The 14,647-nt window shown below is 45.3% G+C and carries 14 protein-coding genes; 10 read left to right on the forward strand and 4 right to left on the reverse strand.

The features are described 5' to 3' along the window. Positions 1-58: 58 nt before the first annotated feature. The 7 genes from BST85_RS02150 (at position 59) to BST85_RS02180 (ending at position 8,495) form a co-directional block, all read left to right on the forward strand. Complete coding sequence (locus tag BST85_RS02150) at positions 59-985, forward strand: ABC transporter ATP-binding protein (RefSeq protein ID WP_104811756.1); 927 nt, start codon at positions 59-61, stop codon at positions 983-985. Positions 986-989: 4 nt separating this feature from the next. Beyond that, positions 990-2,300, forward strand: coding sequence for an ABC transporter permease (locus BST85_RS02155; RefSeq protein ID WP_104811757.1), 1,311 nt, complete (start codon positions 990-992; stop codon positions 2,298-2,300). Between the two features lies 1 nt (position 2,301). Next, positions 2,302-3,201: a mechanosensitive ion channel family protein gene (locus BST85_RS02160; RefSeq protein ID WP_104811758.1), complete on the forward strand. Its 900-nt coding sequence runs from the start codon at positions 2,302-2,304 to the stop codon at positions 3,199-3,201. A gap of 67 nt (positions 3,202-3,268) precedes the next feature. Continuing rightward, positions 3,269-4,432 carry a sigma-54-dependent transcriptional regulator gene (locus tag BST85_RS02165; protein WP_104811759.1) on the forward strand — a complete coding sequence of 388 codons (1,164 nt, stop codon included), beginning with the start codon at positions 3,269-3,271 and terminating at the stop codon, positions 4,430-4,432. Between the two features lie 113 nt (positions 4,433-4,545). Beyond that, positions 4,546-5,424, forward strand: a complete 879-nt coding sequence (locus BST85_RS02170) for a PPK2 family polyphosphate kinase (RefSeq protein ID WP_104811760.1) — start codon at positions 4,546-4,548, stop codon at positions 5,422-5,424. Between the two features lie 5 nt (positions 5,425-5,429). Then, on the forward strand, positions 5,430-6,842 hold the full coding sequence (locus tag BST85_RS02175) for a M20/M25/M40 family metallo-hydrolase (protein ID WP_104811761.1): 1,413 nt from the start codon (positions 5,430-5,432) through the stop codon (positions 6,840-6,842). A gap of 234 nt (positions 6,843-7,076) precedes the next feature. After that, complete coding sequence (locus tag BST85_RS02180) at positions 7,077-8,495, forward strand: helix-turn-helix domain-containing protein (protein WP_181039937.1); 1,419 nt, start codon at positions 7,077-7,079, stop codon at positions 8,493-8,495. 342 nt (positions 8,496-8,837) lie between these two features. Here the strand turns inward: BST85_RS02180 and BST85_RS02185 are convergent, their stop codons facing one another. Then, entirely contained in the window at positions 8,838-9,296 is a 459-nt protein-coding gene (locus BST85_RS02185) for a DUF1801 domain-containing protein (RefSeq protein ID WP_104811763.1), read from the reverse strand. 73 nt (positions 9,297-9,369) lie between these two features. On the opposite strand from BST85_RS02185, the gene BST85_RS02190 reads away from it, so the two are divergent. From BST85_RS02190 to BST85_RS02200, 3 genes are read left to right on the forward strand one after another with little or no spacing between them, the layout of a single operon-like run. After that, positions 9,370-10,764: an MATE family efflux transporter gene (locus tag BST85_RS02190; RefSeq protein WP_104811764.1), complete on the forward strand. Its 1,395-nt coding sequence runs from the start codon at positions 9,370-9,372 to the stop codon at positions 10,762-10,764. A 47-nt stretch (positions 10,765-10,811) separates the two neighbouring features. Further along, a complete protein-coding gene (locus tag BST85_RS02195) occupies positions 10,812-11,042 on the forward strand; it encodes a hypothetical protein (protein WP_104811765.1) in 231 nt (76 codons plus the stop codon). Further along, positions 11,035-11,601, forward strand: a complete 567-nt coding sequence (locus tag BST85_RS02200; RefSeq protein ID WP_104811766.1) for a phosphatase PAP2 family protein — start codon at positions 11,035-11,037, stop codon at positions 11,599-11,601. Before BST85_RS02195 ends, BST85_RS02200 begins: the two co-directional genes overlap by 8 nt. Here BST85_RS02200 and BST85_RS02205 read toward each other — a convergent pair. From BST85_RS02205 to BST85_RS02215, 3 genes are read right to left on the reverse strand one after another with little or no spacing between them, the layout of a single operon-like run. Then, positions 11,591-13,222 carry an ArnT family glycosyltransferase gene (locus BST85_RS02205; RefSeq protein ID WP_245917614.1) on the reverse strand — a complete coding sequence of 544 codons (1,632 nt, stop codon included), beginning with the start codon at positions 13,220-13,222 and terminating at the stop codon, positions 11,591-11,593. The genes BST85_RS02200 and BST85_RS02205 overlap by 11 nt on opposite strands. Continuing rightward, entirely contained in the window at positions 13,215-13,841 is a 627-nt protein-coding gene (locus tag BST85_RS02210) for a lipid-A-disaccharide synthase N-terminal domain-containing protein (RefSeq protein ID WP_104811767.1), read from the reverse strand. Before BST85_RS02210 ends, BST85_RS02205 begins: the two co-directional genes overlap by 8 nt. After that, complete coding sequence (locus tag BST85_RS02215) at positions 13,838-14,551, reverse strand: glycosyltransferase (protein ID WP_104811768.1); 714 nt, start codon at positions 14,549-14,551, stop codon at positions 13,838-13,840. The genes BST85_RS02210 and BST85_RS02215 overlap by 4 nt, the downstream gene beginning before the upstream one ends. Positions 14,552-14,647: the final 96 nt, after the last annotated feature.

Genomic DNA, 14,647 nt, shown 5'->3' on the forward strand with positions numbered 1-14,647 from the left:
AAAATGCTGGTAACCATGCCCTAAATCGGTATCTTTGCCAGTCTCATTAACTAACTCTATGCACAATCTCCTAATTGCCGACTCCGTAACTAAGAATTATGGCGAGTTTCGGGCGTTGAACGAAGTCTCTATTTCCGTACCACAGGGAAGTATTTTTGGACTCTTAGGTCCAAATGGAGCAGGGAAGACCACCCTGATCCGAATCATTAACCAGATCACCATGCCGGATACCGGATCCGTGACCTTGGATGGCGAACCTTTGCGGCCGGATCACATTCGGTACATCGGTTATCTGCCCGAGGAACGCGGTCTGTACAAGAGTATGAAGGTTGGGGAACAGGCGCTATACCTGGCTCAATTAAAAGGATTGTCCAAAGCCGATGCCAAAAAGAAGTTGCTCTATTGGTTTGAGCGTCTGGAGATCGGCGATTGGTGGAACAAAAAGATCCAGGAGCTGTCCAAAGGGATGGCTCAGAAGATTCAATTTGTCGTTACTGTCTTGCACGAGCCCAAGCTGTTGATCTTTGACGAACCATTCAGTGGTTTTGATCCAATCAATGCCAATCTGATCAAAGAACAGATCCTTTATTTACGGGATCAAGGCTCTACTGTTATTTTCTCCACCCACCGTATGGAATCTGTGGAAGAAATGTGCGATCATATTGCCTTGATCCACAAATCCAACAAGATTCTGGATGGTAAGCTACTGGATATCAAACGAGCCTATAAATCCAACACGTATGAAGTCGGATTGATCGCTCCAGATCGAGATCAGGTGACTGCTCAACTCAAGGAGCGATTTGAACTTTTTCCAGCAGATTTTAAGACCATCAATGATGAGTTGCAATACAAGATCAGGATACCAGAGGATCACTCTGCCAATCAGTTGGTTCAATTCCTAACGACCAAAGGGTCCTTAACCCATTTTGTGGAAGTGGTCCCGACCGCCAATGATATCTTTATAGAAACAGTCAGCAAAAACTAGCCATATGAACCATCTATCACTCATTATAAAACGAGAATATTTAAATAAGGTTAGAAATAAATCCTTTATCATCATGACCTTCCTCAGTCCGCTGATCATGGTTGCGATTATTGGATTGGTGGCCTACCTCTCATCCCTGAACAACGATAAGATCGAAGTGATCTCGGTACTGGACGAAAGTGGATTGTTCGTGGATCAATTCGAGAATACGGGGAGTTTGGAATTTAAGATTGTGGACAATCAAAGTCTGGAAGAGGCCAAGTTGGAGGTAGAAGACTCTGGTGACTATGGGCTACTCTACATTCCACGTATTGATAATATTGATCAGTTGGAGGACAATATAACTTTCTATTCAGCAGATTCACCCTCACTTATTGTGATGGACGATATAGAGGACCTCATCGAGTCCCACGCCAATAACCTGAAACTGACAGAAGCTGGATTGGATGCGGATCAGATTCGATCACTTCGGATGCGAGTCAATACTCGCCTGGAGACCTTTCAAGGACAGGAAACCTCCAAATTGGGGTCGGGTCTCAAGCTTGTTTTCGGTGGAGCAGCGGGTTATCTGTTGTTCATGTTCATCATTATTTATGGAAACATGATCATGCGCTCCGTCATCGAAGAGAAGACCAGTCGCATCATTGAGGTTATTATTTCATCGGTTAAACCCATAAAGCTCTTATTGGGTAAGATCTTGGGAACTTCCCTGGCTGGAATCTCCCAGTTTGTTGCTTGGGTAGTTCTAATAGGGGTGTTTAGTATGGTTATGTCCTCCGTATTTGGAATAGACACCTCTGCTATGCAAGCTCAGCAACAGGAGGCATTGGCTCAGGCGGATCCAGTTGTTGTAAACGATACAGTCCAGCAGGTGATAGGAGAGATCTATGCCCTGCCGTTGACCAACCTGGTCATCATGTTTATTTTATTCTTTGCGGGAGGTTATCTGCTCTATGCCTCACTATATGCTGCAATTGGTGCAGCGGTGGACAACGAGACAGATACTCAGCAATTTATCTTTCCGATCCTGATGCCATTGATTTTGGCCATTTATGTCGGATTCTTTACCGTGATCGAGAACCCACACGGGACCGTTTCCCAAGTGTTCTCCTTTATACCATTTACCTCTCCCGTTGTCATGCTGATGCGAATTCCCTTTGGGGTTCCAATCTGGCAGCAAATACTATCCGTACTTATATTATTTGCTACATTTATGGGAACAGTCTGGTTCGCGGCCAAGATCTATCGTGTAGGTATATTGATGTACGGTAAAAAGCCTAGCTACCGCGAGCTGATTAAGTGGCTCAAATATTAGCATGTTCCAGCAAGAACTAGGAGATAAACTTGAAAATGTAACCGATAGCGTATGGACCAGTATTCAGGAGTTCCTGAATATTGGTTTCCATTTTGGAGAAGGAGAGAACAAGGTCGATCTGACCATCGGGACCCTTCTGGTCGTTGTTGTTTCATTCCTCTTGACCCATGTGGTGCTTCAATGGATCAGGAAACTGACTACCCGTAATCGGGACGAAATTGACACCCTCAAGTTTATGACCATTTTCCGCTTTGTCCGGTATGTGGTCTTTGTCCTGGTCTTTTTTATCATCTTGAGTTATACGGGTATCAATGTGACTCCTTTCCTGGCTGCTTCGGCTGCTCTTTTGGTGGGAGTTGGATTAGCCCTACAGGAGTTATTCCAGGATGTCATTGGAGGTGTGGTGTTGATGTTGGATAAATCCATCGGAATTGGCGATGTTGTTGAGGTTGACGGAAAAGTAGGAAAGGTCATTGAGATCAATCTCAGATCGACCCGGGCGCTCACCAGGGATGACAAGGTGCTTATCGTACCTAACCACATGTTTATCCGAAACTCTATTTTCAATTATACTCAGAATCATCAGGCGACCCGCGAAAAGGTCCGTGTAGGGGTTGCCTATGGAAGCGATACGCGTTTGGTGAAGGAATTATTGCTGGAAAGCGTTCAAGGGTTACCCAATGTGGCACGATTTCCGACCCCAATGGTATTGTTTGAGGATTTTGGCGATTCGGCTTTGATCTTCACCGTCTACTATTTTGTGGAGGATAGTTTTATCACACCACGAACAGGCAGTAATATTCGTTTTCGGATCGATGAGCTCTTTAGGGAGCACGACATTAAAATACCATTTCCCCAGAGAGATGTGCACCTTTTTCAACCGCCCAAGTTGTCCGATTGAGCCCCGTTTCAATTTTTGGTATGAAGATTGTTTTGCACACCCTGTAACCATTTAAAACCAACAGACCATGTCCCGAATATTGATCATAGAAGATGAGGCCGCCATCCGTCGCGTACTTGTTAAGATCCTGACCGAAGAAAACAGCGATTACCAAGTTAGTGAAGCTGAGGACGGTCTGGCTGGGATAGAGCTTATTCGCAAGGAAGATTTTGACCTTGTTTTGTGTGATATCAAAATGCCCAAAATGGATGGAGTAGAGGTGTTAGAGGCCGTCAAGAAGGTCAAACCCGAGACTCCGATGGTTATGATCAGTGGCCATGGTGATCTGGACACAGCCGTTAATACCATGCGTCTGGGTGCATTCGACTATATATCCAAACCCCCGGACCTGAACAGACTCTTGAACACCGTCCGAATTGCCCTGGACAGGAAAGAGTTAGTTGTAGAAAACACTCGCCTCAAAAAGAAGGTCAGTAAGAATTACGAAATGATAGGTAGTTCTGATGCCATGGATCAGATCAAGGAGATGATAGAAAAAGTGGCTCCAACTGAAGCACGTGTGCTGATAACAGGTCCCAACGGAACGGGGAAGGAGTTGGTTGCGCATTGGCTCCATCAAAAAAGTGATCGACATAAAGGTCCGATGATTGAGGTCAACTGTGCTGCTATCCCCAGCGAATTGATCGAAAGTGAATTATTTGGTCATGTTAAGGGCGCATTTACCTCGGCCAACAAGGATAGAGCAGGGAAATTTGAAGCGGCCAATGGAGGCACAATATTTCTTGACGAAGTTGGTGATATGAGTCTTTCGGCCCAGGCCAAGGTCCTTAGGGCACTTCAAGAGAACAAGGTTCAGCGGGTTGGGAGCGATAAGGACATCAAAGTGGATGTGCGGGTAGTAGCCGCCACCAACAAGAATTTGAAAAAGGAGATCGAAGAAGGAAATTTCAGAGAAGATCTCTACCATCGCCTGGCCGTGATCCTGATCAAGGTTCCACCTCTAAATGATAGACGGGAGGATATTCCGGAGCTCATTGAGTATTTTACTGCTAGCATTGCCAAAGAACATGGGACCTCACAAAAGAAATTCTCCAGTAAGGCCATTAGTCTGCTCCAAAACTATGATTGGACAGGAAATATCCGCGAACTGCGCAACGTCGTCGAACGGCTTATCATCCTTGGCGGGAAAGAAGTAAGTGAACAGGACGTTAAACTCTTTGCGTCCAAATAAATCTTCACCTATTTTTCCGCTGATTTGATCTACCCTATTTGCTTTTGGAAATGGGGTATCGCCTTAGACGCTATGCTGTTCAGATTATTTATCTTTAAGCCAAACTAGGCCAAATGAAAAAACTCGATCCGACAAGATTTAAGGCGAAGGTTCCGGTAAACCTAGCCAAGACGCCTACTCATGTAGAGCATAACCGTTCTGAAAAGGTGATGGAGAAGATGTTGGAGGAGACCCGAGAGGAATTGGGTGATCTTCAAAACACCTTGTATGCCCACGGTAAATACAGTGTGCTGGTTTGTATACAAGGTATGGACACCGCAGGAAAGGACAGCTTGATCCGTGAGGTTTTCAAGGATTTTAATGTTCGAGGGGTCGAAGTGCACAGTTTTAAGGTTCCTACAGAACTTGAAAGAAGGCACGATTATCTGTGGAGACATTATTTAGCCCTGCCCAGGCGCGGGACCTTTGGAGTCTTTAACCGGACGCATTATGAGAATGTCCTGGTAACTCGGGTACATCCTGAATATATTCTGGGCGAACTTTTACCGGATATCAATGATGTTTCTGATATAGATGAAACCTTCTGGGACAATAGGTTTGAACAGATTCGAGGCTTCGAGAAGACCATCGCCCAAAATGGAACCATCATCTTTAAATTCTTCTTGCATCTGTCTAAAGATGAACAAAAGCATCGCCTTTTAAGGAGGCTCAGAAAAAAGAACAAGCAATGGAAATTCTCGCCCGGAGATCTCAAGGAAAGGATGTTGTGGGATGATTATCAGCGCTGTTATCAGGACGCTATAAACAGGACCAGCGAGGAACATGCTCCGTGGTACCTTATCCCTGCAGACGACAAACCGACTGCCAGATATCTCATTGCCAAGATCCTCCTGGAGACCATGAAAACCTACGACGATATCGTCGAACCGCCATTGGATCCGGATGTAATGGCCCATATCGATCAATATCGAGAACAACTTGAAAAAGAGTAACAACTATGCGCAAGTTTGCCCTTTGCTGCCTCATGGTGGCCACCCTGCACGCACTTAACGCTCAAAATGTCAATCAGGCCGATTCCCTGATGATCCGTTCCATTTTTGACCGGGCCCTTACCAATGGCAAGAGTTACGATTGGTTAGATCATCTTTCCAATGAGATCGGGGGACGCCTGTCCGGATCCATTCAGGCGGAACGGGCTGTCAGATATACCGAAAAAGAATTAAATAAACTTGGCTTGGACAAGGTTTGGCTGCAACCCGTAATGGTGCCAAAATGGACCCGCGGGATACCGGAGTATGCCTATATTGAGACTGCACCAGGACTCTCTTCGACCACTAATGTTTGTGCCCTTGGAGGTTCAGTACCCACTCCGGATGGTGGTCTTAAGGCCAAGGTCATCGAAGTGAAAAGCCTGGCTGAGATCGCAGAATTAGGGAGAGAAAAGATCCAGGGGAAAATAGTCTTTTACAATAGGCCTATGGACCCAACACTCATCAACACTTTTGCGGCCTATGGAGGATGTGTAGACCAACGCTACGCTGGTGCTATGGAGGCTGGTAAATACGGAGCAGTTGGTGTGGTAGTTCGATCCATGTCCCTGTCCCTGGATGATTATCCTCATACAGGATCGATGAGTTACGGAGACATTCCGATAGATCAGCGTATACCGGCATGTGCCATCAGCACCAGGGGTGCAGATTACCTGAGCCGGGCATTAAAGATCCAGCCCAATTTGAATTTCTATTTTAAACAGAATTGCAGGGCTTATCCGGATGTGCAATCCTTCAACGTGATCGGAGAGATCACCGGAAGTCAGTATCCCGATCGTTACATGATCGTGGGGGGGCATTTGGACAGCTGGGACCTGGGAGATGGATCTCATGACGATGGTGCCGGTTGTGTTCAATCTATGGATGTGCTTCGATTGCTGAAGGAGGTTGGTTATCGTCCAAAGCACAGTATTCGGGTCGTCCTTTTTATGAACGAGGAGAATGGCTTAAGAGGTGGACGAGAATATGCGGAACAAGCTCGTTTAAAGAACGAGGATCACATCTTCGCATTGGAAAGTGATGCTGGAGGCTTTACTCCTCGTGGTTTTTCTTTTGACAGTGACGATGCAAACTTTGCGCAGATCAAAAGTTGGGAACCTCTGTTCAAGCCTTATTTGATCCATTACTTTGAGAAGGGGGGAAGTGGTGCAGATATTGGGCCATTAAAGAAAGAAGGAATGGTTCTGGCCGGATTGCGACCTGATTCTCAGCGATATTTTGACCATCACCACGCAGCCAGCGACACCTTTGACGCTGTCAATAAGCGCGAGCTGGAATTGGGCGCTGCAGCAATGACCGGCTTGATCTACCTGATGGACAAGTACGGAACCAGGACTGAGATGGGGCCTATTCGGGATTAATATCGCATCTAAATGGCTGATAGTTAGTATTTACAAAAGTTTAACAAGAGGCTCTATCCCTCTTATTCATTGAGACCGTTAAACCTTGTCGAGTAAAACGTGATCGTGTCTTCCTAACTCCCTTTTTATTTCACTTCAGTTAGATTATATTAACAACACAGAACGACGCGCTACATGAATTACCAACTACCTGAAATTCGTTCCAGGCTAATGTATTTAATTCTTTGCCTTTTGTTGATATCAATTTCAACGGAGTCTGCCTGTGCGTATTCTCATGCCTATTTTCAGGACGGGGAAGTAGAACAATCTGGTCAATTAGTGGCCATGGAACGTACCCAATCTTCTGAACAGATGAAGGCGGAAATGGTCAAGAAACAGGCCATATCCTTAGCAGAGGAAGGAGATGCAGGGGAGGCTGTCGCCAAAATTAAAGACTATCTGTATTTGACCGCTGATCTGAGTGTGATCAATGATCACCTGTTTCAAAATATTTCGGATACGCCGGCCTATATCGACCTGAAGGAGGAGTTTCTCTTTGAGAATAACACCATAGCCTGGCTTTATGTCTATGCTGGTCTCATTGGGTTGTTTGTCAGTTTCTTTCTCTTGTTCAGGAAACACAGGGATAGGACCAGTATGATACTGATTGGACTGTTCGTGTTGTTCAACTCGTTTTTCCTGTTGCATCTGAGTTTGTACAAATTGCATGCGGAATATCACATTCCTCATATGTTGTATTTCTCGACTACCTTCTCCTTTTTGTACGGTCCACTGCTTTATCTGTATTTCCGCAGGATTACGGAACGATATACATTCCGGTGGATAGACCTGTTGCATCTGCTTCCTTCTCTGATCCTGTTGATCTACATCGCACCATTCTATATGATGAGCGGTATTGAGAAATTTGGTTTAATGATGGGCAGAGACTCGCGGCTCTTACCAGGCGGGCATACCATTGTATTGATCAAAACGGTCTCTCTGGTGATCTATGGGTTGCTCATTGTGCAATTGTACCGCAGACATACCTTGAATAGTTCGAAAAAGCCAGATAGACAACAGTTACTATGGCAACGGAACATCATGGGAATGTTTATAGCCTATACCATCTCTTATATGATCTATGGTAGCATCCTTACCGGTGTTATGCCTGTTCGTGAGTTGTTCGAAGCGCAGACATTGGTTATGACTGCCATGGTATTTTATATTGCCTATTTGTCTTACGCACAGCCCGAGATCTTCTCAGGATCTTTACAAATTATAAGTCCTGTCGATCTCTTTAAATATCGTAAATCTAGATTGACTCCTTCCTTCTCTTACGAATTGCGAGATGAATTATTACGGCTACTTGATAGAGAAAAGATCTTTAAGCAAAATGACCTTAGTCTGGATATGCTCGCAGAGCGCTTGGGGACCAACCGGCATAATGCCTCTCAGGTGATCAACGAACACTTTGATATGAATTTCTTCGAATTGATCAACTCTTATCGTATCAAAGAGGCGATCGAGATCTTCCGAAACGACCGGAAAAAGAATTTGAGCATCATTGAAGTGGCCTATGAAGTTGGTTTCAATAACAAGGTTACCTTCAATAAGTCGTTCAAGAAACACTTATCGCAAACCCCCAGCCAGTTCATTACCTCCCTGGAAGGGTAAATCAAGGGTAAATATTCTTCGGATAAGTTAACTCTTATGGGGTTTACCTGCCTTTACTTGTAGCCGTTCTATTTTCACAGTACACAGGAAACAGCAGTCCTTGGCCCGATTTCGGGTTTGCTGCCCTCTGGTTAGATGGTAGACTCCCTTCTAGGGAGAAATGCAGAGGAACAGCTGGCATAACTGCCAAACCCGTTGAGTAGTTCGCGGGCCCGAGGACGAACATAGTTGGTGTTTTTTTGTTGTGAAATCTGCGTAAGATGCAGGATAATCCCGTCCAGGTGATACGATTCGTAGCGCGAAGAATCGATCCCTCATCGACGGGATTTTTTTTGGCTTAAACTAGCGATTCTTTATGGCTTTCTCGTAAGTGTCGATCCATTGGTCTACAGTGATCTTACTGACCAGTTCTCCCAATAAGTCAAAAGGAATGTTCTTTGGATTCTTAAAACGGATGCAACTCTTTCCCATATCCAATTTTGTGGACACTTGTTTTTTGTACTCATCCTGAAACCACTCCAGTAATTCAGGATCCGAATAGATTCCCATGTGATAAAATCCGATGTGATTTTTCTGGGAAGCCAGATTGATAAAAGGAAGGGGAAGTTTGGGATCGCAATGATAGCCATCGGGATACAGACTATGGGGAACTACATATCCCAGCATACCATAATTCATGCACTCCTCGAAGCCTTCCGGGATGTTATCTAATATGATTTGCCGCAGACGGCCAATGACTTCCTTCCGATCTTCAGTTAACTCGGACAGGTATTGCTCTGGAGTCCTGGCTTTTGATTGCATGGGAATAAATGGTTTAAATAAAGATACTAAAGTTATTCCGTGAGCCACTGTTTCCTAACTTTGTGCCTTCTTTATGGCCATCCTTCAACAATATACTAAGGAATTCAAATACAATATCTCCCTGGCGACCCCAGTGATTCTGGGCATGTTGGGGCATACCTTGGTTGCCTTTATCGACAATATCATGGTTGGGCAGTTGGGTACAGCAGAACTGGCCGCCGTCTCTTTGGGTAATAGTTTCCTCTTTATTGCCATGTCATTGGGGATAGGATTCTCTACAGCGATCACTCCATTGGTTGCAGAGGCCGATGGGGAGCAAAATTTTACTGCAGGGAAATCCTCCTTTAAGCATGGATTATTCTTGTGCACGGTATTGGGGATTGTACTTTTTCTCATGGTCTTGATGGCCAAGCCCTTGATGTATGTCATGAACCAGCCTCCCGAGGTGGTCGATCTGGCCATGCCTTACCTCAATCTGGTAGCTATTTCGCTGGTTCCGCTAATCGTTTTCCAGGCTTTTAAACAGTGTAGTGACGGTCTGTCCATGACCAGGTACCCCATGTATGCGACCATCCTGGCCAATGTGATCAATGTGATACTAAACTACATTTTCATCTTTGGAAAGTTTGGAGTTCCTGCATTGGGGATAGTGGGAGCGGCCATTGGAACACTTGCCTCACGTGTGATCATGCTGGCCTATTTATGGTTCCTGATGTCCAAACATTATAAATCCAGGGATTATGTCCGGCATATAAAATTGTTCAAGTTGAGTAAGGCCATGCTGAATAAACTGATCGGTCTGGGATTTCCCTCAGCCCTGCAAATGTTCTTCGAAGTGGCCATTTTTACAGCGGCCATCTGGTTGTCCGGAATACTGGGTAAAAATCCACAGGCTGCCAATCAGATTGCACTCAACCTTTCTTCCATGACCTTTATGGTTGCCATGGGTTTCAGTGTAGCTGCTATGGTTAGAGTGGGTAATCAGAAAGGAATGAAGCGGTTTAGAGAGTTACGCCGTATCGCATTCTCCATCTTCATGGTCACCCTGATCTTCGCGACCTTCTTCGCTTTATTTTTCTTCCTGTTCCGGGAGGAACTGCCCAAATTGTATTTGGACTATGACGATAGTGAGAACTTCACAGACAACTATCAGGTGGTGACCATAGCTGCCAAATTGATGTTGGTTGCGGCCATATTCCAGATCAGTGACTCGCTGCAAGTTGTTGTTTTGGGAGCGCTCAGAGGCATGCAGGATGTTCGTATTCCGACTTTGATCACTTTTTTTGCATATTGGTTGGTCGGATTTCCGCTATCCTTCTACCTGGGAATGTATACCGAATATGCCAGTTCAGGTATTTGGATGGGCCTGTTGGCGGGATTGAGCACAGCGGCAGTCCTGTTATTTATAAGATTTAACTATCTTTCGAAGCGAATGATCCGCCTCTCCACCATAGAGGAAGCGGGTTGAACTAAAGACCGATCATAAAGGTCATGACACCAACTAATCGAGACCACATGAAGATTCCTAAATTTCTTTTGGGTGATAACACCGACCATCCGGATGCGATTTTTGTGGTGCATACCGAATTTCCCCGATTCATAATCGATCTGACTACGGACGAAGTGGAATGGCTAGAGGAATTTGATCCTTCCGATCAGCAGGAAGTTGCCGATCAAACTGAGCAATTCATCACGGAAGCTGCCGACTTCTACGATCGTGAGGTGGATCGATATGCTCATGATTGATCAATTACTGCAGTACGATACCGATCTTTTTTTGTGGCTGAACAACCTGGGTAAACCTGCCTGGGATGGGTTTTGGTTATTTGTGACCCACAAGTTCTCTTCTATACCGCTATACCTGATCCTTTTGATACTTATTTACCGACAATTGGGGTGGAAGGCCACCTTGGTTGTGTTGGTGGCTGCAGCTTTGATGATCACAGCCTCGGACCAATTGGCTAACTTATTCAAATACGGAGTACAGCGTCCCAGACCCTGCAGGGAGGAGGAACTCCAACCAATTATGCGTTTTGTAGCAGAAGGCTGTGGCCGGTTTGGTTACTATTCCGCTCACGCCTCTAGCTCTATGGCTGCGGCAGTATTCCTGGGGTTGATCCTGCGCAGATCCTTTTCTTACTTACCTTTTGTACTGCTCTTCTGGGCGGTATCCTTAGGCTATAGCCGGATATATGTTGGTGTCCATTATCCCTTGGATGTGGTATCGGGTATGGCTATGGGAGGAATATTGGGTTTCTTGTTCTACCGTCTACAGGAATGGGGTCAAAGCCGGATCACTTCCTGATCAAATAGAGATCCCTGTACAAGCGGGGTTTATGCCCACTCTCACCTGGAGCTTTCGGGTTCATGTCGTAGCGCATCACTTTTTCGATCTGATAATCGCCAAAGGTGTTTTGGAAATCTGGGAGATTTTCTTCTGCGATCAGTACTCCAAAGGTTCTTTCTTCCGGGATCTGAATTGTTCCCTCCTTGTTGAGAACTGGTATAGGATTTCCATAGGCCCATATCAATTCTGGTGTAAATCCACCGAATTCATATACCGGTAGGTCGTCATTCTCGGCTTGCCACTGGTTGAGTTCTTCAAGGCTCCGGAATTCGGGGTTAACGGTTAGCGTATTGGCCAGCGGTAGCCCCAGACACATCACGGCTATGATCAGACCTATGCTCCAATAGAAGGTTCCTCGCACATTCTTCTTAAGAAGATTCTTCCAGATCATCCATCCTATTATTAACAGGGCTATGGACAAACTAACAAACCAGAACCACTGTCCATCCAGATTATCGCCGAGGAGGAGATAGCCTCCAAGAGGAAATAAAAATCCAATGCTACCCACTATCCCAAAATGGAGATAGACCGGGAGTTTTTCCCAAGGATTCTTAACAAGGGCAAATCGTCTGAACAAATACTCCAGGTACATGGCTGTATTCAAGGCCAAGGGGATCAACACAGGTAACAGATATCGGGATTTCTTCTCTGGGATCACGGATAATAATACAACAGAAGCTATAGTCCAAATGAAGCTGAATTTGTACAATTGCTTATCCCAGACCTTGTCTTTCAGATAGGGAAAGAGCAATCCGACGAAGGCCGGCACTGTCCACAATCCACTTTGAGTGAAAAAACTCCAGTAATAGTAGAATGGTCTCACATTATAACCGGTCCAGTTGGCCGTTTCCCTTCTGGTGATCATTTCGACGGCTTCCCGATCAAAGAAATAGGTATAGGCATACCACCATCCGGAAAGTACAATAGCGACCAAAGTAGATACCAGTAGAGGCAGCCACATTTTCCGCAATCCCTTAAAGCGGTATGTCCACCCAAAGGCGATCATAAATGGCAACCAAAGTGCATAGAGAGACACGGGCCCCTTACTCATAAAAGAACAACCGATAAAGATCCCAGCCAAAAGACTATCCGTCCAGATCCTTTTGGAATCCGTAAATAGCCTTACGATTCTGTCTGTAGCCAGTATCATAAATCCATGGGTAAAGATGTCCCATTGTCCGTTTCGCCCGGAAAAGATGACATAGAAGGAGGTGGCCAGGACCAGGGAAGCCACAAAAGCAAAGCCTTGATCTTTCCCTAACCGCAAGACAGTTTTGTAAAATGTCAGTACCAGTATTAAGCTCATAATGGCCGCTGGAAGCCTGTTGGCGATCATGCTTTTCATGCCAAAGGCCGCGGCAGATATAGCTGTTATCCAGGTAGGTAGAGGCGGTTTTTGGTAGCGCGGTTCCCCATTCAGGGTAGTCAGGATCCAATGATCATCGACCAGCATTTCCCGTGCTGTTACAAAATTCCTGGCCTCCATGATATTGATGTAGATGGCATCCAGATTCACAAAGAAGATCCCCAGGCAGGTAAAAACCAGTAGTATGATATGTGCTTTATCCGGTTTATGCATTTCGCTCTCTTTTACCAATAATGATGTTTCGCAGATAGACGATCAGTCCGGCTCCATGCCCGATAAAGAGAACAGGGTCTCTTCGGATTATCGCATAGATCAGTATCAATGATGCCCCTGCCACACTCAAACGCCAGAAACCAAGTGGCAATTGCGATTCCCCTGTTCTTTCCGAATAGATCCATTGGTAAATAAAGCGAAAGGTGAAGGTGACCTGGGAAACGATACCCAATATCATTAACCAAAGTGGAATGTCCTGATTGTTCCACAACTGGTACAGGTCGTATTCCCCATTGTTGTACCCATAGATCACGATGGCTATTGGGAATACCAGCAGGAAGATGCGAAACCAAAGTGGGGATTTCTGCCATTCCCCTTGTAATTGCAAATTCCGGATATAAATGAAATAGGTCAGGGTCTGTCCCAGCATAATGGCTAAGTCGTCCCTTAGGTAACCATAGACAAAGAGCAGAAATGAGGCAAGTAAACTAAGCTTCCAAAATAGGGAAGGGGTGATGATGCGCTTGCTCTTCTCGGACATGATCCATTGGACCAATAATCTTCCTGAGAAGAGAGCCTGGGCCAGGAATCCAATTCCGTAAATCAGCCAGTCGCTCATCCGCGAACTTTGATTTCGTAATTAATGTATTTGCGTTTCATCCAGAGGTAGGCGAAACAATCAGATAATGGACCTAGAAGTCGGTTCCAAAGGCCAAATTTGGCCGTCCCGGCTATCCTGGGATAATGCCGAACCGGGATTTGAATGATCTTTCCTTCCTGTAAAAGTATCATGGCGGGAAGAAAGCGATGTAAACCCCTGAACATGGGTATGCGCTTGGCGTAATCCGATTTGATCACTTTGAGCGGACAGCCAGTATCGTCCATGCCGTCATGGGTAAAGGCCCTTCGGATGCCATTGGCGATCTTAGAACTCATATTCTTTACAAATGAGTCTTTGCGATCTGCCCGAACCCCGGTTACCAAGTCGTAGGGACCGATCTGTTCCAGAAGGAGATTGAAGTCTTCCGGGTTAGTCTGCAGATCGGCATCAATATACCCCAAGAGTGGAGTGTCTACTTCGTCAAATCCGGCTTTGATGGCCGCACTAAGACCGCGGTTCTCGACAAAACTCACATAAGTAAAATCCGGCTGCCTTTTGCAAATCTCCTTGATCAGGGCTTCGCTATTGTCCGAAGATCCGTCATTGACTAATAAGATCTTGGCTTTCTTTGAAGAATTTGGTAAGAAATCGGCCAGAGTTTCCTCTAAACGGGAGAGATTTTCCTCCTCGTTGTAAACCGGGACGATGATGGTGAATTCGTACATCAACAGCTTGGCGATTGTTTGTGCAAAAGTATTTCTTTTTTAAAGAATGAAACTTAATTAATGTCCATGAATAAAAATGTGTTTATTTTGCGCTCAAAG

It is taken from the genome of Aureitalea marina, assembly GCF_002943755.1.
Lineage (GTDB): Bacteria > Bacteroidota > Bacteroidia > Flavobacteriales > Flavobacteriaceae > Aureitalea > Aureitalea marina.